Source organism: Hahella sp. KA22 (assembly GCF_004135205.1).
In the GTDB taxonomy this organism is placed as follows: domain Bacteria; phylum Pseudomonadota; class Gammaproteobacteria; order Pseudomonadales; family Oleiphilaceae; genus Hahella.
This window is the reverse complement of the sequence record NZ_CP035490.1, coordinates 3,888,547-3,906,877: the sequence shown is the minus strand read 5'-3', so window position 1 is coordinate 3,906,877 and position 18,331 is coordinate 3,888,547. Positions and strand designations below refer to the sequence as shown.

Genomic DNA, 18,331 nt, shown 5'->3' with positions numbered 1-18,331 from the left:
ATAAGAGACAATACCCGTCAACGATTAAGGTGTCAGCATGAGTCAGAAAAGGTCGTATAAACAGTATACAAAAGAGTTTAAAGAAGAGGCCGTTTCCTTGGTGCGCGACCAAGGTTATTCCGTCCCAGAAGCGGCTAAATCCCTCGGCATTAGCGCCAATATGCTCTACAAGTGGAAGGAAAAAATTGAAGCCAGCTTGAAAACCAGGTTCTGGCTGAAGACGAGCGCGCCGAGTTAAAACGGCTTCGCAAAGAAAACAAAGAGCTGCGCATGGAAAAGGAAATTCTAAAAAAGGCTTCGGCCTTCTTCGCGAAAGAAATGAAATAAAGTTCGCCTTCATTCAAGCAGAGTCGAATCGCTTCCCTGTGAAAGTGCTTTGCCGGGCTCTGCGTGCAAGTCGATCAGCATTCTATGCCTGGCGTCGGCGCTCCGCGCCGGTGATCCATTTTGATGAGCTTCACCTGCATCGGCGAATGAAGCGACTGTTTAAAGCTTCTCGATGCAGTCTGGGCAGTCGAGAGATGATGAAGAAGCTACGCGAAGAAGGCTTTCAGGTGGGACGCTACCGGGTTCGCAAGCTCATGAGGCGGCTTGGTCTTCAGGTCACGCAACGCGTTGCTTACAAACCCACTACAAGGCGCAAACACCATCATGCGGTGGCGGATAACTTGTTGAATCAGAATTTTAATCCTACAACGCCCAATCAGGTTTGGGCTGGCGACGTGACCTATCTGAAAACAGGGGAAGGCTGGATGTATCTGGCCATTGTCATGGATTTATATTCCCGAAGGATCGTCGGGTGGCGCATCGACAAGCGCATGACAACGAGCCTGGTCAGCCAGGCGCTGATCAAGGCTTATAATTTGCGGAAGCCGCCCAAGGGCTTGGTATTCCATAGTGACCGAGGCTCTCAGTACACCAGCGGACATTATCGAAAACTACTGGAAAAGTATGAAATCAGGGCAAGTATGGGCGATGTGGGAGCCTGTTGGGACAATGCGGTGGTTGAACGCTTTTTTGGGAGTCTTAAGCATGACTGGATATTCAAAATCCCCCAGCCCACCCGGGAACACATGAAGCAGGATGTCGCAGCCTACATGAGATATTACAACCTCGAAAGACTGCATACGGCGAACAATGATATGTCGCCGGTTAATTATGAAAATTCTCTAAAGAAAGTGTCCGGTGGGATTTGACCAGAACAAACAAACAACCACCATGAGCAGAGTAAATGAAACACCTGGAACTATCAGAGAACTTACTTTTGCAACAAACTCATCCATAATAAACACTCACGAAATAGTTTTACGATACAGATTTCAGAAAAGTATATTAAAAACAAAATACAATCAGCACAAAATAAAAATTACGAACAAACAACTACACTCACCAAACTCAATGATTGCCTCTCTTTACGTCATTAAGTAGTTTTGGACGCATCTTGAATTTACATTATATTAAGCCGATACCATATTAGCGGTAGATCGATTTTTGATCTTAGAGTTCTCGCCAATTTTCAAAGGTAGGATTTGACTTGATATACCTATGAGAACAAGGCTTTAAGTTTAACTATACCGAAGTGACTCTTCCCCTCCTCAAATCTGGATGAGTGCCGGTATCCGGGCACCAGAATACACGCCCTTCCTTTAACCAAAAATGGCTTAAGCATCCTTTGTCACGCCAAACGGAAGGTTGTAGTGTTGGGTGTCCAGAAACAGCTTTTGTCAGTTTCCAACTAGGAGTATGAACCTCCTGTAGCGATAAGGTGATGACATCTCCACATCCACACGGACACAGGAATAAGGCCCATTTTGGCTTTCCAGATGTGGTGACGTAATAAAATGTTTTTTCCTCGATGTCTTTATTCTTTGGCGGTTTTTGCACGGAGGTTATGCAAGCGAAATGAACGGGGGGTAATGATCGCTTGGGCGCGTGCTCCGTTTCCGCTAGGCTAAATAGTCCCTCTAACCAACTGACTATTCTTTTAAATATACTCATCACGCTTTCCTAATACAGGCCGTTTTAGTCTGTAAGTCTCTTTCATTAATAAAAATTTCCGCTGCCTACAATACGGACATTCATTATTGGATTTAGTCTGGCGGCTGCTAAGCTCCATATTCACAAAATCGATCTGAATCATATCTCTACGAAGTTCAGGGGGCCGACGCCGATACGGCTTAATCAGATCAAACAGCGTTGCTAGAGCAAAATCTGCTGTGGCGCTGGTAAAAGGTCCAACACCGGGGGCCTCTTCGCCACCATCTTCAAGATATCTTTCCTTTAACTCTTCTTTGGTTAAGTTAGGGTTTTCACGCTTTAGAAGCTGGGTCTGTATCCACTTTTCATGAATAACTCCCTGGCAAAAAAGGCATTCCCCACTTTCAGGTAGAATGGTACTGATCCGGCCAAAATGATAACGAAGTACAGGTTGACCTCTCTTATCATCCATGATTCGTCCACCAAGACCGAGGTCGATATATAGTTGAGCATAAGCATAGATGGCTATATTCATCACGTCCCTGCCAACAAAGTCATCCGTACAGCCCACAACCACATCACAGCTAGCAAGCGCATCTAACGCTTTGGGGTCAGAATCAATTATTGACTCGTAGGCTCCGACTTTCACGGACACACCAATATCTTCAATAAAATCTTTTAGTTTGCTGGCTTTATTTTTTCCGACATCATTTCTTTTCAGGCCTCTCACTCGGTTGAGATTGCTCAATGCCAGATCATCGCCATCTATCAATACAAGCTCGCCAATACCAGCTCGTGCCCCCAATGTGGCAAAGGGGCTGCCAGTCCCTCCTGTACCGACCACGCCGACACGCAAGGATTGCAGCATATCTACAAAAGGCTGACCGAATGCAGTGGCTCCCCGCTTATGTATTTCGGAGTGGTCTTCACTGCTTTCCCGATAACCATAGATTTTCAGAGGGTCGGTCGTAACTAACGTGTGTCTAACGGGGAGGGCTTTCTCTGGCAAAGCTGCTGCTCTGACACGAGCTTTCCATCCACTCTTAGTCCAGAGCATTGCTACGAAAGTAATGTCTTTACCATTCCGATTGCTGATCGCTTTTAACAGAGTTATTTCGTTGTCGTCATCTTTGATTGAAAACTCATTTGGTCCTTCGGGATGGTTGTGGACAAAGCCAAAAACTAGTTTTTCTTCTTCACACCTCCGAAATACCTCCCTTAATGGAGCTAGTTTGAAATCAACATGGGAGGGGGAGCTACTATTAATCCACGCTTTATCAAAAGGTATCACGTCTTGGGCAATAAAGCGGTCCGAGTCCGGCAAGCCATCCACATTGATATGAAGTCTGCGGAATAGCACTATGGCCGCTCGCTCCTCTCCTTTTGAAGGTTTTTCAAAGTAATTTACTAGCTCATTATGCTGGGAGCCAAGTAATGTTAATCTTGCTGCATTCATTTTGCGTCTGGCCTCCGAAGCGCCCAGTCAATTCTCCTCAAAATTGTTTCAATGCCATCTGCACCTGGTCTCCAAACAGATTTTCCATGGTGCCAATGCCTGGACCAGCGACAAAACTCCTTTTCCTGAAACATCCTGTTGTCACTGCCCCCCATATTGTTGGTCGCGGGGATCAGCTTCCCATCCAGGCGAGACAGTCTGGGGTTTGTCCAGAACATGTCATTACCTGCTTGCGGGTAATTATTGGGAATGACTATCAATACATCACACAGTTCGTGATCGTAAATGCCTTTCGGTAGCTTGTAGTCCGTCAAGACCAAAAAGCGCAGGGCTTCGTCCTCAATGTACGAAAAACCTTGCGCTTCCATCTCTTTATAATCTTCGTCCAGCAGTATGGGCATATCTCTATGCCCCCGCTTGAGAACCAACGGATTGGGTTGAAAAGCGGTCTGGACCTGGATGTTCAGTAAGGTTAATGACCCTTTCATTCTCAACGGGTACATCAGGTTGACCCGGCACCTTCCAAAAGATCTCTACATCGTCTGGCAATGAGCCTAACTCTCGCAGTTCTGCACCGGTGATGACGTCCTTGTCCCAGTCGAAGCGCTCATTGTCGATGAACAACTCGGGGCGGTTTGATTCTTCACTACTCATTTCACTTCCTCACTCTTCTTTACGAATGACCTTGAACGTTGTCTTGGACGAGATCTTTACATTAAAGAAACGTCCTTATTCGCGTAACTCGTAATGCCTTGATGATTGCTTCGTTGATGCTCATCACTTTTCGGTGGAATTATTGCCATCCCGCCCCATTAACATGTGTTACGACAAAATATTAACCACGGTTAATATAATCATTCACCTAGGCACAAATGTCAACGGGTGTTAAAATTCTTATTAACAGGAGTTAAAAAATGAGTGACAAGAGACAACAAGCTGCAATTATTAGCAGTAATATCAAGCGGTTAAGATCTTCTATCAATTGGACGCAGGCTAAACTTGCGGAGGAAGCCGGTATTACTGGCGCCGCCTTAAGTAAAATTGAGCAAGGTGAAAAGCGGATACCTACCATTGTCGTCCTGAGAAAAATTGCGTCAGCGCTGAAGGTTCCCGTGCACGAAATTACAGGAGAAATCGCGGATACTGTCTCGCTAGAAGATGAAGAGACCCGGGCTTTCCACCGTAAATGGGGTATGCTTGAGGAGTTGAGCAAAGACGATCAGGAAATGCTTATCAGTATGGCGGAACGACTAAGGAAGATGACCAAAAAATGATACAAATTCAGAAAGGAATCGCAGAAGCCGAAAGTTTATTAGAGGACCTCGGGTACGATACGCTGCCGGTGCGACCGTTTGATGTCGCCCGGTCTATTCACTCAGATGATTTCAAACTTAGCATGGAGCTTCACTCCTTCGACTCCGATAAAATTCTCGGTCGCGCAGAAGGGAACAGCAAAGGTGCTTTGGTTTACATCAATTCTAATATTCCCGACCCAGGCAGGCTAAACTTTACTGCAGCCCACGAACTAGGGCATGTATGTATGCACATTATGCCCATGGTAAAGTACTCTTTCGAATGTGGAACAAAAGAACTATCGAATCAGTTCAATGATCCCATCGAACAAGAAGCGAACGGTTTTGCATCGGGGCTATTAATACCTCAACAATTAATCTCTAAGCTGACGGACGGAGATATCAATTGGTCAAATATTGATATTGTTTCCAGAGCTTGTGAGGCATCTTTGGAAGCCACCTACAGGAAAATGGCCTACTCCAGTAAATCACCTTCGGCATTAATCATTCATCAAAACGGGCAGTTTATAAGATTTGTGTCTATGAACGACTTTGCCTATTTCATAGAGCCAAGCCCACTTACAAGGGAACAACAAACAAGCCTTACCGATGTGAGAACTGAAAACCATCCTACTGATTTTGACGAAGCTGATGCCATAGACTGGGTAAACCCTTATTCAAAACATGGACGTTTATCTACAATTTATTACAGCTCAATTCTCCTCAATGAGGGCTTCAGCTACACTCTTCTGGCCTATGATGACGATTGCCTAGTAGATGCTAAGGATTAGATTAAACCTATGCTGAGACAGCTTACTTATTTCAATGTCTGCTTCTGGTCGAATACGAACATATTCTGACAAGAGATACGAGCCAACATTCCATCATTAGGACAACCTTAAAAAATCTAAACCATCCTGCGAACTTCTTATTACAGCGCCCCCAAAAAAATTAGATCCCCCGGCTGATACAGCCTCTCCCTCTCCCCCTCTAATCTGCCCCTAAACCAAATATCAATCCGCTTTCGCGGTGTTTTTTCAGGGTGTGGATGCTATGGATCAGACAGTCTTCAGTGATAGCGCGTTTTCCGCGTCCAGGGCCAGGTTGTTGCGGTCGTTGGTGGAGCAGGCGGATTTTGCGCAGGTGCGGGGGCGGGTGACGCAGGCGGTGGGGACGATTGTTAAGGCGTCTGTGAATGGGGTTCGGATCGGTGAGATTTGTGAGTTGGTGGACCCGGAGTCGCAGCGTTCCATTCTTGCGGAGGTGATCGGGTTTTCCAGGCAGGAGGCGTTGTTGACGCCGTTGAGTGAGATGGAAGGTTTGTCCGCTCATACCGAAGTGATTCCCACGGGCCGCAGCCATGAGATCCAGATCAGCGAGGGTATTTTGGGGCGTGTGCTGGACGGCCTGGGCGCGCCTATTGATGACGGCGAGCCTCTGACGAGCGGCGTCCCTTATCCTATTATCAGCGCTTCCCCTAACCCATTGACCCGCAGACGGGTGGAAACGCCCATGACCACCGGGGTGCGCGCGATTGACGGCATGCTCACCTGTGGCGAGGGGCAACGCATGGGCGTGTTCGCGGCGGCGGGGGTGGGCAAGAGCACCCTGCTCTCCATGATCACCCGCCATACGGACGCCGACATCGTCGTGATCGGGTTGATCGGCGAACGCGGTCGCGAAGTCAGAGGGTTTATCGAGCGGGATCTGGGTGCAGAAGGCATGCAACGCGCCGTGGTGGTGGCCGCCACCTCCGACCGCCCCGCCATGGAGCGGGTGAAGGCGGGCTACGTGGCCACGGCTATCGCCGAATACTTCCGCGATCAAGGCAAACGGGTGCTGCTGCTCATGGACTCCGTCACCCGCTTCGCCCGGGCGCTGCGGGAAATTGGCCTGGCGGCGGGAGAACCTCCGGCGCGCAGAGGCTTTCCCCCCACCGTCTTCGCCACCCTGCCCAAACTGCTGGAACGCGCCGGCCCTGGGGCCAAAGGCGCGATCAGCGCGCTCTACACCGTGCTGGTGGAAGGCGACGACATGACCGAGCCGGTGGCGGACGAAGTACGCTCCATTCTGGACGGCCACATCGTGCTGTCACGCGCCTTAGCCGAATCCGGCCACTTCCCCGCCGTGGATATTCTCGCCAGCAGCAGCCGCCTGATGAATGACATCGCCACGCAGGAACAACTGCAACAGGCGCGACGGCTGCGGCAGCTATTGGCCCGCTACAAGGAAATCGAGCTGCTGGTCAGGATCGGGGAATACCAGCCGGGAACGGACCCGCTCGCCGACGCCGCGATCAAGGCCATCGAACCCATTAACCAGTTCCTGAGACAGCATGACGGCGCCCCCTGCTCCATGGCGGACACCTTGGCTCAACTGCAATCCCTGGCCCAACACTAACGGAGACTCAGCCATGATCGCCAGCATCGCCGAAATCAAACAGCACCGGACAAACCGTCAGGCCAGACAAGTCAAAAGCCTCGAAATCGCCCTGGCGGACCTGCGCGAACGCAGAAGTCAGTCCGCCCACGCATTCACCGATTTTCAGCAATGGCGTCGCCGCGAAAGCGACCGCCTGTTTGCGGAATTGGCCGGTAAACCCGCCAGCCTGCAAGAGGTGGACGACTACAACAGTCGGGTGGCGTATTTCAAAGTTCAAAGTAACGACCTGGCGAGCCAGCTCAAACAGATTCAAGCAGAGGAAGCCACCGCCGAACAAAAGCTGCAAGCCGCGCTGGACCAATTGAAAGCAGCGCAAAAAGCGCAGGAAAAGTTCGCCATTCTGGCCGAGGAATTTCAGGGAGCGCTGCAGCAGGACCGCATTCGCCTTGAGGAACTGCAGGCGGAAGAAATGGCGGCGGACAGCCTTCGATTTCCCGCCGGGGCCACGGCGGGTTTCGGTTTGGAGATGGAGGCGTCGAGATGAATGCGCAGCGACCGCAAGGGGAAATCAGGAGCGCCGCAAAAGAGCAACATGATGCGCCCAAATTCCGCAGCAATGAGCACAGAAAACCAGCGTTGGATGAAGAGGCGTTAGCGCGCTTTCAGCGGCAGCTTGAACGTGGGGAGCAGGAAAGTTCCGATCAGAGAGACGAAGCCCTTCACTCACTGCAAAGCGGCTATCTCTCCCCATTGCATGATCCCCGCAATCAACTCGCCACGACAAACGCGGCGACGCCGACGTCGCCTACGGAGGAACTTGCGGATCTAGTGGCGAAGCTGATTGACCAGATGTATGTGAAGCGCGCCGAAACACCCGGGCTGCATGAAGTCCGGATGGATCTGAAAAGCCCGCAACTGCCGGATACCACGCTCAGTATCGCCAAAGTGGACGGCGTTTTGACGGTGCAGTTCGCCACCGCGGCGGCCGCCAGTTATCAGCAACTGCATCAGAGCCGGGCGAGCCTGCTGCAATCATTGCAACGCCGATACGGACAAGACGGCGTCAAGGTCAAAGTAGACATTGTGCATGGGCGTGATACAGATTCGATAGCCGATGCCTACGCCCAGTCAGCTGAATCTATCGGGAGACCGCTGTGACCGCCTTGCGTATACATGCAGCCTCCGTCGCCGCGAAGCCATTGGCGCTCCCCCAGGTAGACCCGGTAGCGCTGCGACTGCAGTCGTTATTTCCTATTGGTGCAGGAACCATATTTGAACTGGCGACGAGGCCTCTTGAGGTACAGTTTGTCGCTCCCAATGAAGCTCGTCTTCTTAACTTCAGCGTGCAACTTCGACTTGATCAATCCTCGGCGTCGTTACGCTTCGATCAACGCTTTTTGGACACTCTGCTCTCAGCGTTAGATGACCACGCAGGCCAGCCCAATGAAGAAGCGTTAGCGTCGCTGCCGTTTGAGAAAATCCCGGCAATGCTACAACTGGCGTTGCTGCAGGCTGCGCTGGCGCCGTTGATTGATCAGATATCCGCGGCCAGCGGCTTGCACATTGAAGTCGAGACGATACTTCCCATTCCTGCCCAGGAGCAGGATTCCGTCAGCCTGTTTTGTCGGTGTGTTTATGGTCGCCAAACAGGTTGGGCGTCGGTCGCCCTTTCTCATGAGACTCTCGATCTGGCGCAGGACGCTTTCGGTTTGGCGCAAGACAAGACGCCACTCTACTGGTCGCAATCGTCTTCGACGCTGGCCATCACTCATCTGCCTCTGACGCTCAGCGCGTGCATTGATGGTCCCGAACTCACTTATGACGAACTCCGCCAATTGCAGTTGAACGACATTGTTCTGCTGCCGCCGGCCTCGATCAATCCAATCGGCGATTCACCCGCCGTTGGCGTTTATTCTGTCGCGCTCAGCGTCTGCGGCAGGCGTTTGGGCTACGGGACATTGCAGCGCCAGGACATCACTCTCACCCATATCAATACGGACCCACCTATGACACACACAACGACTCCCAACAACGATACGCCGTTGCAGCCGCTGCATGACCTTCCCGTTGAGGTGGTCTTTGAGGTCGCCCGGCGCATCGCCACCCTTAGCCAGATTCAGTCTCTGGCGCCCGGGCAAACGCTCGCCCTCGACAAGCCTTTATCCGGCGCCGTCACGCTGCTGGTTCAGGGTCAGCCCATCGCGGAAGCCGAACTGGTGCAGGTAGGCGATCAGATCGGCGCCCGCATCACCCGCTTGTCGCTCACACCTGTTGTCTCCGCTGAGACTGGTCCCATACAGGAGAGCGAGCAGCAGAAAGAACAGGAGAACGAACATGACGTTGCCTGATCCTTTTTACCTGACCCTCGGGTTGGCGGGCATCGCTCTGATCCCGTTCTTTGCGGTGATGGCTACGTCCTTCGTGAAGATCGCCGTAGTCTTAGGGTTACTGCGTAACGCTTTAGGCATCCAGCAGATCCCGCCGAACATGGCGCTCTACGGGCTGTCCATCATCCTGACCGCCTACATCATTGCGCCGGTGGGCATCTCTGCTTACAACGAACTCAGCCGTCAGCCGATCTCCCTGGAGAATACGCAGGAGTTGAAAGCGCTCGTGGACACCGCTTCGCAGCCTTACAAGGCGTTTCTGCAACGGCACGGCTCGGAGGATGAGCAAACGTTTTTTCATGAGACGGCGGCGGAAATCTGGCCGGAAGACGTCGCGAAAGGACTGGAGAAAGACAGCTTTTTTGTGCTGATTCCCGCCTTCACCGCCAGCGAACTGACCAGCGCCTTTGAAATCGGGTTTCTGATTTATCTGCCGTTTCTGGCGATCGACCTGATCATCTCCAACATCCTGTTGGCCATGGGCATGATGATGGTCTCCCCCATGACCATCTCCCTGCCCTTCAAGCTGTTGTTATTCGTGCTGATGGACGGATGGACGCGTCTTATCCATGGGCTGGTGCTCGCCTATCAATAGCCGGCAGCCATTCATCCCATACACAGAACCGCCGCAGAACGGACTCAAGTACGGACAAGCATTTGAGTAGAGACCGATAAAACCGGATGACAGAGAGTGAAGCTATGACCGAAGCCGACGTTATTCAATACACCACGGAAGCGCTGATGCTGGTGCTGATCCTTTCCATGCCGCCGATCCTGGTGGCGACCTTTACCGGCGTGCTGGTCAGCCTGTTGCAGGCGGTGACGCAGATCCAGGAACAAACCCTGGGGTTCGCGGTGAAGCTGGTGGCCATCGTCGCCACCCTTTACCTGACCGCGCGCTGGCTCGGCATCGAGATGTACCAGTACACGGTGCTGGTGTTCGACGCGATTCCCGATGTGGCCGGTTGATGCAAATGAAGAGCCGATGCAAGCGAAGAACGACTGATGAATATTGAACTGATCTCCCACACGTTGTTTGTGTTCTTTATGTCGTCCGTGCGCATGTTGGCGATGTTTATGATGCTGCCGTTTCTGTCCAAACAGGCTCTGGGCGGCGCGATGATCCGCAACGGCGTGGTCGCCAGTTTTTCCCTCATCACCTATCCGCTTGTCGAGCATGGACTGGACGCCCAGACTTTGGACGGGCTGCATCTGCTGCTGATTATCGTTAAAGAAGTCGGCATTGGCCTGGCGATGGGATTTGTACTGGTGATGCCGTTCTGGGCTATCGAATCGGTGGGCTTTTTCATTGATAACCAGCGCGGCGCCACCATGGCGAGCGCGCTAAACCCGTTGTCCGGATCGCAAACCTCTCCGTTGGGGATTCTGCTGACGCAATCGTTGGTTACCCTGTTCTTTATCAGTGGGACGTTTCTGCTGATGCTCTATGCGCTGTACAAGAGCTACGCGGTCTGGCCTGTGTTTGCATTTTTCCCTTCTCTCTCACTGGACGGCCCTGGCTTCTTCCTGGCGCAACTAGACACCTTGATGCGCCTTACCGTGCTGCTGGGCGCGCCGGTGGTGATCGTCATGTTCCTGACCGAGTTTGGCCTGGCGTTGATCAGCCGCTTCGCGCCGCAACTGAACGTGTTCATCCTGGCGATGCCGCTGAAAAGCGCGGTGGGACTGGCGCTGCTGTGCGTCTACGCAGGCTTTGTAATCCATTATTTCAGCGAGCTGCTGGCGGATATCGACGGTCTGCTGCAACCGCTGTTCAACCTCTTGTCTTGAACAACCGTCAGTTAGTGTAAGCCTTCACGACCACCCATACAGATAAATGTAAGAAAGCCAAAGCGATGAGCGAAAAGACCGAGAAGCCAACCCCAAAAAAACTGCGCGACGCCCGCAAAAAAGGCCAGGTTGCGCACAGCAAGGAGCTGGTGTCCACCGCCATGATGATCGCCATGTACGGACTCCTGTTCGCTTCCGGTTATAGTTTGGTGGAAGCGCTGCAAAGCCTGATCGATTTGCCCCCACGCTTTTACGGTCAGCCCTTCGAGGAAGCATTACAGGCGGTGCTGAATGGTGTGTTCGAGAAGAGTCTGGACATCCTGCTCCCTTTTATCCTGTTGGTGATCGTCACTGCGGTGGTCGCTAATGTCGGGCATGTCGGCCCGTTGTTCGCCATGGAGTCGGTCAAGTTCGATCTTAAGAAAATTGACCCGGTGGAAGGCGTCAAGAAACTGTTTTCAGTACGGAGCTTGGTGGAACTGCTCAAGTCCATCGTAAAAATCCTGTTCCTCTCCATCCTGATCTACTGGGTGATCACCTCCAATCTCAACGACATCAGCAAACTCCCCCACTGCGGATCAGACTGCATCATGTCCTTTATCGGCCACCTGATGCTGCAACTGGCGATGGTGTCCATGTTCGCGTTTGTGATCGTAGCGGTGCTGGATTTTCTTTATCAGAAGCACGAACACCAAAAACAACTGCGCATGACCAAGGATGAAGTGAAACGGGAATATAAAGACGCTGAGGGCAACCCGGAAGTCATCGGCCAACGCAAACAGATTCACCGTGAAATGCTGGACGGCGGCATGATCAGCCAAATCAAAAAAGCCTCCGTCATCGTCACCAACCCCACCCACATCGCCATCGGCATCTACTACGACGGCGACAAACGCAGCCTGCCAACCGTCATTATCAAAGCCAAAAACACCACCGCCCAAAGAGTAAAGAAAATCGCCGCCAAAGAAGGCATCCCAATCATGGAAAACATCCCCCTTGCCCGCGCCCTATACGCCCAAGCCGAACTGGAGAACTACATCCCTTCAGAGTTGATAGAGCCGGTGGCGGAAGTGTTGAAGTGGGTGGCTGGGTTGGAGAGTTAGGAGGTTGCAGGTAAGAGGTTTTAATCCGAAAGCCTGCATCAGCTGTTTTGGTTTAATGACCAGATATCTATTACCTCTTCAACTTCGCGCCAAAAGGGACTCGCATTATCTTAGCCTCGGATATCGGTTTTCTTGCATCAAATGTTACGCTGAGCTTGGAGAAGTCATCATTTCAGCGGGCTTAAGATGATTGACGTACTTCACGGTGCAAAATATGATCAGATTGAGTGGTCGTAAGTCGCCTATTTTATTAGAAAATTTTTATTTGGCTACTTACTGGATCTAATAGATGTTAACGAACCATCAGCATCCAGAGTAACTCTTCCTGTTTACTTAAGGTTAAACTGAAGCACCGTCATGAGCTCTTCATTTAAAATTATGAAAGAATGATAAGTGGAAAAATAAAAGTTTTTTTACTTATTAATTTTTCTTACTCCACTGAAATGCTCTGGCAAGTATTTCCACACTTGAGCGCTCTCCGCTTAGAATAAAGTGCTTGCAACCCCACTTGCCTGCATTAACCTCTTGGCTAAAAATTGAGTTTTCGACCGTGTAAAACTGTGAGTCTGGGCAAGTATTAGATAAACTCCACTCAGAATCAAAGCGCTTCATCCAGTCCGATATAGACTCACCCATACGACGCATACCTGTTATCTTTGTTAAATCAAAGGCTGATTCATCCAAGATACTTCTGTCGCTAAATGGGGGGCTTACCTTAATCCACCCTAGCCCACTGAAAGAAAGTGTAATTATCTTTTCTCCTAGATTCGTATGTTTCCCGAAAAGACCTAAAAACTTAATATAACCTTCCTGGTTTAGCTCTGAAAAATTCAGAGTTAAATCAGGTGTCGATGGACTGACTTGCCATGGAACTTGTACATTTAGCAACACTTGCTTGTTCATTTATGAGTCCTTTGGTGTTTCAATTATTTCCAGTACTTCTAAATCATTCTTCCCAGGTGTTATTGCTATTTTCTCGCCTGGTATTTTTAGGTTTGAGTTAATAGGCTCATCAAGTAGTCGATTCAATTCTTTTTTTGTAGGCTCTACTATTTTGATATTTGTAGGTCTTAGTCCTGCTTTGCTTAAAGCAGCCAATCCTCTGTTATTAATTGTTACGAGTTGTCCTTCATACTCAAAAGCTTTAATGAGAATGTCATCAGAGGTTATTAACAAGGCATCGATATAGGCATTCTATGCCGCATATTTGATGCTTGGGTGATTAAAGTATTTTTTCACCCTCTCAGGTTTCTTTTGCAACATACACATATGTGATTGAACTTTCTTTTTGAGATCCCCTTTCTTTCGCGCCGGCTTACCACCGTGAACTCCCGCTTTTAAGTCACAATTCAGGTATTCGTCCGGGTTCAATTCCGGGGAATAGGCGGGTAAATAGAATACTTCAATATGGTCCCGGTTCTCCTCAAGCCAGGCTTTCACCACCTTGGCGTGATGGACTCTCAAATTGTCCAGTATCAGGAAAACCTTGCGTCTGGCGTCTTTGATCAGCCGCTTCATGAACCCTGTCAACCGGTCCGCGTCCATTGTGCCGTCATAGATTTGAAACCGCACTTTGCCCCGGTTGTTGATCGCTGAGATCATATTGGTGGACTCCCGCCTGGCGTTCAGGCGAATCACCGGCGTTTTCCCTTGAGGCGCATAGCCCCGCCCATGCTGGGCGTCGCTTCGCAGCCCTGTCTCGTCTCCCCAATAGATCTCCGCCCCTTCCGCCTTGGCTCGTCCCTTGATGACCGGGTAGTCCTCCTTCAGCCACTTCTCGACTAGAGACGGGTTTTGCTCATACGCTTTTTTCGCCGGTTTCTGTGGCGTGAAACCCCAGGCGACCAGATAATTGCCGACCGTTCGGATCGCCAGCTGTTCTCCCGTCTCCTGCGCAATGAGCTGCTGCACCGCCTTACGGGTCCAAAGCGCATACTCCAGCTTGAGCTGATCCGGGCTGTTATCGGTAATCAAAAGCCTGATTCGGTTCTCCTGGGTTAGCGTCAGTCGCTGTCCTGAACCGGGCTCTCGTCCGCGGGGCTTTGACTTAATCCCGCTAAACCCTTGCGCTTCATAAGCTCTGATCCATTTACCCACCGTCAGGTTATGGACACCGACCTTATCGGCTATTTCGTGATAGCTGTATCCCTGCTTGCGCAGTCGCACGGCTTGTTTTCTTTTTTCTTCCTGCGCGGCGGCAGGTAATGAGCGAGCATCATCTATAATCATGCGGGCATTGTATCATGCTTATATCGGCGCCGGATTAATAGTCTCCAATTTCTATTTCTGTTATGGCTGAATTAATGACGTCAACATCCCCGGTTATAGGGTTTCTGGGCGAAGCTTGGTACTGTATCGAAATGATTCCTGAATCAGGCAGGTTGAAGTACTCATTTAGAATAAGACTGCCCTTGTGTGAGCCATGAGGCTTGATTTCTATATAGTCATCAGGAAACGAAGATGGCTTTACTTTTATATTTATCCTTCTTTTTATCTCTTTTCCTTCTGCATTTAATGACAAGCATGAAATTGTGTATATACCATTATGGAAGGCAAGCTTTTTGTTCAGGAAGTAGTGTTCTGGTCAAATCCCACCGGACACTTTCTTTAGAGAATTTTCATAATTAACCGGCGACATATCATTGTTCGCCGTATGCAGTCTTTCGAGGTTGTAATATCTCATGTAGGCTGCGACATCCTGCTTCATGTGTTCCCGGGTGGGCTGGGGGATTTTGAATATCCAGTCATGCTTAAGACTCCCAAAAAAGCGTTCAACCACCGCATTGTCCCAACAGGCTCCCACATCGCCCATACTTGCCCTGATTTCATACTTTTCCAGTAGTTTTCGATAATGTCCGCTGGTGTACTGAGAGCCTCGGTCACTATGGAATACCAAGCCCTTGGGCGGCTTCCGCAAATTATAAGCCTTGATCAGCGCCTGGCTGACCAGGCTCGTTGTCATGCGCTTGTCGATGCGCCACCCGACGATCCTTCGGGAATATAAATCCATGACAATGGCCAGATACATCCAGCCTTCCCCTGTTTTCAGATAGGTCACGTCGCCAGCCCAAACCTGATTGGGCGTTGTAGGATTAAAATTCTGATTCAACAAGTTATCCGCCACCGCATGATGGTGTTTGCGCCTTGTAGTGGGTTTGTAAGCAACGCGTTGCGTGACCTGAAGACCAAGCCGCCTCATGAGCTTGCGAACCCGGTAGCGTCCCACCTGAAAGCCTTCTTCGCGTAGCTTCTTCATCATCTCTCGACTGCCCAGACTGCATCGAGAAGCTTTAAACAGTCGCTTCATTCGCCGATGCAGGTGAAGCTCATCAAAATGGATCACCGGCGCGGAGCGCCGACGCCAGGCATAGAATGCTGATCGACTTGCACGCAGAGCCCGGCAAAGCACTTTCACAGGGAAGCGATTCGACTCTGCTTGAATGAAGGCGAACTTTATTTCATTTCTTTCGCGAAGAAGGCCGAAGCCTTTTTTAGAATTTCCTTTTCCATGCGCAGCTCTTTGTTTTCTTTGCGAAGCCGTTTTAACTCGGCGCGCTCGTCTTCAGCCAGAACCTGGTTTTCAAGCTGGGCTTCAATTTTTTCCTTCCACTTGTAGAGCATATTGGCGCTAATGCCGAGGGATTTAGCCGCTTCTGGGACGGAATAACCTTGGTCGCGCACCAAGGAAACGGCCTCTTCTTTAAACTCTTTTGTATACTGTTTATACGACCTTTTCTGACTCATGCTGACACCTTAATCGTTGACGGGTATTGTCTCTTATTAATGTGTCCGGGACTATTAGACCACTACAGTAGCTTGTTTCTCCTGTGTTACTAAAAGTGACAGTGATACTTAGAACTCCATTGGTGCTGTTTGTGATTATACTTGCTGCTACTTTATTATCTTCCATTGCTATCACGTCTAATAAAACTTGGCCAAAGCATAAATTGGTTGATAGATAGTTTCGAATCCTCTTTTATCTCTATTAATCTTGGTCCGAAGCACCTAGCTCCTCCTTGGTCCATTCGTCCAGATCCATACCGCCAATTATCACATCTACTAAAAATGAAAAGATATGACTGCGGTCGAGCTTCTCTGATAGTACATACTTAAGATAACTTTCAGCTCTCAATTCATCCAGTTTGTAGTAAATATCCCTGGCTCGTGATTTCGTTATTTCATCAACCTCTTGAAAGCTTGAAAACATACTCTCCTCGCTTGGGTCGATGGTGGCGCCGATTGCGGCTTCAATCTTCCTTAAGTACATTTCAGGTATTCTTACGTCTTTACTTGCCATTTTCTTGTCCATTTTTATATGTTTTTTCGTAATTATTTAAGGAATCTCTGAAAAACGTTGGCGAGGCTGCCAGTGCAAGGAAAAAGTCGTCGAAAAAGCGTGAATAAATGAGCATTTTGAGCCGACTTTTGAGGCAGCAATAGCCTTAGCTTGCCGCCCAGGAGGCCGACGGGGTCTTGGTTGATGGAACGGCTGCTTTGGGAAGCATAGTACCGATGGCGGTTGAAATGGACGCTGCATTCCCTAGCACAGATCATTTCCTGGGTCGCCCCAAACTATCAAAGTAGTGGTTATAGACTTCCATCCTGGATGAACGCTTGAGACCCGTATCATACTACCTACCTTCAATGTACAGGTATTATTTTGAGCTTATCGAGTCCAATCCCAATCCGGTTCTTGCATAGTTCTTCTCAGAAACTCCTCTCCCGTCATCAATTGATCAAAGTCATTATCGACTACCACAGAAATTTTTTTTGCAATAATATTGATTATATGCTTGGCAAATTCGACGCTTCTATAGTTGCACAAATACATATTAAATGATGAGGAAATATTTTCATAAACAAAATCTAACTCTTCCGAGTCATATGACTCAATGATACTAGGAATGTCTCTAATCTTGAAAAAGCTCTCTTTATTTTCTTTTTTTGAAATATATATTTCAGCATGGTCGACGCTCATAAAGTATTCTTTGCCAGAGAAAAGCAGACTGATATTGTTCAAAACTACATGTGAAGGTGTAAAAATAATAAAGTCTTTCATGCTAATGCCTATTCTCTGTACTTTGAAATCATATCCAATAACTCATCAACATCGTTGGTAAACTGGAAGCCAGCTTTTTGGACATTTCCTTTTAAGTTCCACGAAATATCTGGTTTTCCTGTATTTGCAAACTTATTGGCATCAAAACCAATAGCGGGCATTCTTGTGATATCTGAGCTCTCTTGAAGTTGCTGAACGAGACCTTTCCCTTTTCCCGTTTTAACTTGAATGACTACTCCATTTTTTAATAGAACATCTAAGTCGGTTATATTTTGAGGCGGCCCGATCCAGTCTTTTTCTTGCACTTTATGTATTGGTATTTCTACGTACTTAACCATGCCAGGAAACTTCTTCTCAATAGCATTTACAAGTTCTGGATTCACGTTCTGTAGAAAATGGCTGGCTTCTTTGCGCCCGCGATGGTGGAAATCGGGGATTTTCATAGGCAGAGGTAGTGCAGGGGATAGTTTTTGTCTATTTGAGCTCCGCATTATTCTTATTTGAATGCATTAAGATTTGTTTTTCTTTTTATCCAACTTGCCAATTGAGATGATATTTCATATCTTTTGGAGAAAATATGTATTTCAAAATCATTATATTCTTTTATTTCTTTTTCAAGGTCTGAAGGCAGTAACGAGTCTGTGTAGCTTACATAATCAAGCCCATATAATGCATTGGGGGCGTCTTGTGGGGCTCCGTATAGGGCAACTCTAAAATTACTATTCTCTGCAATAAAGGAGACAACGTCATCTCTGTGAATCTCTTTGAATTCTATAAAGTTAAACGTATTTTTTATCTTTTCAAAAACTGTATGTATTTCGAGCTCTGGCTCAATACATATCATTCCTATAAATCCAGGGTGTTTCACTTGTGGCTCCAGATAG

General features: G+C 49.0%; 22 protein-coding genes and 1 pseudogene. 11 read left to right on the top strand and 12 right to left on the bottom strand.

Annotated features, from left to right (window positions below; genetic code table 11):
• The first annotated feature begins 37 nt into the window (after window positions 1-37).
• Window positions 38-1,196, top strand: a pseudogene (locus EUZ85_RS17465) (IS3 family transposase).
• A gap of 373 nt (window positions 1,197-1,569) precedes the next feature.
• Here the strand turns inward: EUZ85_RS17465 and EUZ85_RS32025 are convergent.
• The 4 genes from EUZ85_RS32025 to EUZ85_RS17450 are packed head-to-tail and all read right to left on the bottom strand — an operon-like array spanning window position 1,570 to window position 4,087.
• Window positions 1,570-1,998: a DUF6527 family protein gene (locus EUZ85_RS32025; protein ID WP_370454954.1), complete on the bottom strand. Its 429-nt coding sequence runs from the start codon at window positions 1,996-1,998 to the stop codon at window positions 1,570-1,572.
• Entirely contained in the window at window positions 1,985-3,433 is a 1,449-nt protein-coding gene (locus EUZ85_RS17460; RefSeq protein WP_127970492.1) for a ThiF family adenylyltransferase, read from the bottom strand. Before EUZ85_RS17460 ends, EUZ85_RS32025 begins: the two co-directional genes overlap by 14 nt.
• Complete coding sequence (locus EUZ85_RS17455; protein WP_127970491.1) at window positions 3,430-3,834, bottom strand: E2/UBC family protein; 405 nt, start codon at window positions 3,832-3,834, stop codon at window positions 3,430-3,432. Before EUZ85_RS17455 ends, EUZ85_RS17460 begins: the two co-directional genes overlap by 4 nt.
• 4 nt (window positions 3,835-3,838) lie before the next feature.
• A complete protein-coding gene (locus EUZ85_RS17450) occupies window positions 3,839-4,087 on the bottom strand; it encodes a multiubiquitin domain-containing protein (RefSeq protein ID WP_127970490.1) in 249 nt (82 codons plus the stop codon).
• Between the two features lie 260 nt (window positions 4,088-4,347).
• Between EUZ85_RS17450 and EUZ85_RS17445 the strand changes: the two genes are divergently transcribed.
• From EUZ85_RS17445 to sctU, 10 genes are all read left to right on the top strand, one after another.
• The gene (locus EUZ85_RS17445) at window positions 4,348-4,707 is read left to right on the top strand and encodes a helix-turn-helix domain-containing protein (protein WP_127970489.1); all 360 of its coding nucleotides are present in this window, start codon (window positions 4,348-4,350) and stop codon (window positions 4,705-4,707) included.
• Entirely contained in the window at window positions 4,704-5,516 is an 813-nt protein-coding gene (locus tag EUZ85_RS17440; RefSeq protein ID WP_206618093.1) for an ImmA/IrrE family metallo-endopeptidase, read from the top strand. The genes EUZ85_RS17445 and EUZ85_RS17440 overlap by 4 nt, the downstream gene beginning before the upstream one ends.
• 262 nt (window positions 5,517-5,778) lie before the next feature.
• A complete protein-coding gene (sctN, locus tag EUZ85_RS17435; protein WP_129498749.1) occupies window positions 5,779-7,125 on the top strand; it encodes a type III secretion system ATPase SctN in 1,347 nt (448 codons plus the stop codon).
• A 13-nt stretch (window positions 7,126-7,138) separates the two neighbouring features.
• A complete protein-coding gene (locus EUZ85_RS17430) occupies window positions 7,139-7,651 on the top strand; it encodes a type III secretion protein (protein ID WP_164887277.1) in 513 nt (170 codons plus the stop codon).
• Entirely contained in the window at window positions 7,648-8,265 is a 618-nt protein-coding gene (locus EUZ85_RS17425; protein WP_127970486.1) for a type III secretion HpaP family protein, read from the top strand. Before EUZ85_RS17430 ends, EUZ85_RS17425 begins: the two co-directional genes overlap by 4 nt.
• On the top strand, window positions 8,262-9,455 hold the full coding sequence (sctQ, locus tag EUZ85_RS17420) for a type III secretion system cytoplasmic ring protein SctQ (protein ID WP_164887276.1): 1,194 nt from the start codon (window positions 8,262-8,264) through the stop codon (window positions 9,453-9,455). The genes EUZ85_RS17425 and sctQ overlap by 4 nt, the downstream gene beginning before the upstream one ends.
• Window positions 9,442-10,089, top strand: a complete 648-nt coding sequence (sctR, locus tag EUZ85_RS17415; RefSeq protein ID WP_127970484.1) for a type III secretion system export apparatus subunit SctR — start codon at window positions 9,442-9,444, stop codon at window positions 10,087-10,089. The genes sctQ and sctR overlap by 14 nt, the downstream gene beginning before the upstream one ends.
• Window positions 10,090-10,193: 104 nt before the next feature.
• On the top strand, window positions 10,194-10,463 hold the full coding sequence (gene sctS / locus EUZ85_RS17410; protein ID WP_127970483.1) for a type III secretion system export apparatus subunit SctS: 270 nt from the start codon (window positions 10,194-10,196) through the stop codon (window positions 10,461-10,463).
• A gap of 36 nt (window positions 10,464-10,499) precedes the next feature.
• Window positions 10,500-11,285 carry a type III secretion system export apparatus subunit SctT gene (sctT, locus tag EUZ85_RS17405; protein WP_127970482.1) on the top strand — a complete coding sequence of 262 codons (786 nt, stop codon included), beginning with the start codon at window positions 10,500-10,502 and terminating at the stop codon, window positions 11,283-11,285.
• A 65-nt stretch (window positions 11,286-11,350) separates the two neighbouring features.
• Window positions 11,351-12,388 carry a type III secretion system export apparatus subunit SctU gene (gene sctU / locus EUZ85_RS17400; protein ID WP_127970481.1) on the top strand — a complete coding sequence of 346 codons (1,038 nt, stop codon included), beginning with the start codon at window positions 11,351-11,353 and terminating at the stop codon, window positions 12,386-12,388.
• A 420-nt stretch (window positions 12,389-12,808) separates the two neighbouring features.
• Here the strand turns inward: sctU and EUZ85_RS17395 are convergent, their stop codons facing one another.
• The 8 genes from EUZ85_RS17395 to EUZ85_RS17350 form a co-directional block, all read right to left on the bottom strand.
• A complete protein-coding gene (locus EUZ85_RS17395; RefSeq protein ID WP_127970480.1) occupies window positions 12,809-13,291 on the bottom strand; it encodes a hypothetical protein in 483 nt (160 codons plus the stop codon).
• Window positions 13,292-13,564, bottom strand: coding sequence for a hypothetical protein (locus EUZ85_RS17390; RefSeq protein ID WP_127970479.1), 273 nt, complete (start codon window positions 13,562-13,564; stop codon window positions 13,292-13,294).
• An 18-nt stretch (window positions 13,565-13,582) separates the two neighbouring features.
• A complete protein-coding gene (locus EUZ85_RS17385; RefSeq protein ID WP_129498748.1) occupies window positions 13,583-14,617 on the bottom strand; it encodes an IS630 family transposase in 1,035 nt (344 codons plus the stop codon).
• A gap of 355 nt (window positions 14,618-14,972) precedes the next feature.
• A protein-coding gene (locus tag EUZ85_RS17375; protein WP_127970478.1) for an IS3 family transposase occupies window positions 14,973-16,132 on the bottom strand; the annotation gives its coding sequence in 2 pieces (ribosomal slippage) (window positions 14,973-15,868 and window positions 15,868-16,132; 1,161 coding nt in all).
• Window positions 16,133-16,373: 241 nt separating this feature from the next.
• On the bottom strand, window positions 16,374-16,685 hold the full coding sequence (locus EUZ85_RS17365) for a hypothetical protein (RefSeq protein ID WP_127970476.1): 312 nt from the start codon (window positions 16,683-16,685) through the stop codon (window positions 16,374-16,376).
• Between the two features lie 369 nt (window positions 16,686-17,054).
• The gene (locus tag EUZ85_RS17360; protein ID WP_127970475.1) at window positions 17,055-17,447 is read right to left on the bottom strand and encodes a hypothetical protein; all 393 of its coding nucleotides are present in this window, start codon (window positions 17,445-17,447) and stop codon (window positions 17,055-17,057) included.
• Between the two features lie 8 nt (window positions 17,448-17,455).
• A complete protein-coding gene (locus EUZ85_RS17355; RefSeq protein WP_127970474.1) occupies window positions 17,456-17,890 on the bottom strand; it encodes a hypothetical protein in 435 nt (144 codons plus the stop codon).
• 53 nt (window positions 17,891-17,943) lie between these two features.
• On the bottom strand, window positions 17,944-18,315 hold the full coding sequence (locus EUZ85_RS17350; protein ID WP_011397082.1) for a hypothetical protein: 372 nt from the start codon (window positions 18,313-18,315) through the stop codon (window positions 17,944-17,946).
• Between the last annotated feature and the right edge of the window lie 16 nt (window positions 18,316-18,331).

What these genes read in the sequence shown, in the direction of transcription:
- EUZ85_RS17385 (WP_129498748.1), bottom strand. Translation starts at nt 14,617, where the DNA reads ATGATTATAGATGATGCTCGCTCATTACCTGCCGCCGCGCAGGAAGAA.
- sctN (WP_129498749.1), top strand. Translation starts at nt 5,779, where the DNA reads ATGGATCAGACAGTCTTCAGTGATAGCGCGTTTTCCGCGTCCAGGGCC.
- EUZ85_RS17395 (WP_127970480.1), bottom strand. Translation starts at nt 13,291, where the DNA reads ATGAACAAGCAAGTGTTGCTAAATGTACAAGTTCCATGGCAAGTCAGT.
- sctU (WP_127970481.1), top strand. Translation starts at nt 11,351, where the DNA reads ATGAGCGAAAAGACCGAGAAGCCAACCCCAAAAAAACTGCGCGACGCC.
- sctS (WP_127970483.1), top strand. Translation starts at nt 10,194, where the DNA reads ATGACCGAAGCCGACGTTATTCAATACACCACGGAAGCGCTGATGCTG.
- EUZ85_RS17460 (WP_127970492.1), bottom strand. Translation starts at nt 3,433, where the DNA reads ATGAATGCAGCAAGATTAACATTACTTGGCTCCCAGCATAATGAGCTA.
- EUZ85_RS17450 (WP_127970490.1), bottom strand. Translation starts at nt 4,087, where the DNA reads ATGAGTAGTGAAGAATCAAACCGCCCCGAGTTGTTCATCGACAATGAG.
- EUZ85_RS17360 (WP_127970475.1), bottom strand. Translation starts at nt 17,447, where the DNA reads ATGAAAGACTTTATTATTTTTACACCTTCACATGTAGTTTTGAACAAT.
- sctT (WP_127970482.1), top strand. Translation starts at nt 10,500, where the DNA reads ATGAATATTGAACTGATCTCCCACACGTTGTTTGTGTTCTTTATGTCG.
- EUZ85_RS32025 (WP_370454954.1), bottom strand. Translation starts at nt 1,998, where the DNA reads ATGAGTATATTTAAAAGAATAGTCAGTTGGTTAGAGGGACTATTTAGC.
- sctR (WP_127970484.1), top strand. Translation starts at nt 9,442, where the DNA reads ATGACGTTGCCTGATCCTTTTTACCTGACCCTCGGGTTGGCGGGCATC.
- EUZ85_RS17365 (WP_127970476.1), bottom strand. Translation starts at nt 16,685, where the DNA reads ATGGCAAGTAAAGACGTAAGAATACCTGAAATGTACTTAAGGAAGATT.
- EUZ85_RS17430 (WP_164887277.1), top strand. Translation starts at nt 7,139, where the DNA reads ATGATCGCCAGCATCGCCGAAATCAAACAGCACCGGACAAACCGTCAG.
- EUZ85_RS17455 (WP_127970491.1), bottom strand. Translation starts at nt 3,834, where the DNA reads ATGCCCATACTGCTGGACGAAGATTATAAAGAGATGGAAGCGCAAGGT.
- EUZ85_RS17445 (WP_127970489.1), top strand. Translation starts at nt 4,348, where the DNA reads ATGAGTGACAAGAGACAACAAGCTGCAATTATTAGCAGTAATATCAAG.
- EUZ85_RS17440 (WP_206618093.1), top strand. Translation starts at nt 4,704, where the DNA reads ATGATACAAATTCAGAAAGGAATCGCAGAAGCCGAAAGTTTATTAGAG.
- EUZ85_RS17425 (WP_127970486.1), top strand. Translation starts at nt 7,648, where the DNA reads ATGAATGCGCAGCGACCGCAAGGGGAAATCAGGAGCGCCGCAAAAGAG.
- EUZ85_RS17355 (WP_127970474.1), bottom strand. Translation starts at nt 17,890, where the DNA reads ATGAAAATCCCCGATTTCCACCATCGCGGGCGCAAAGAAGCCAGCCAT.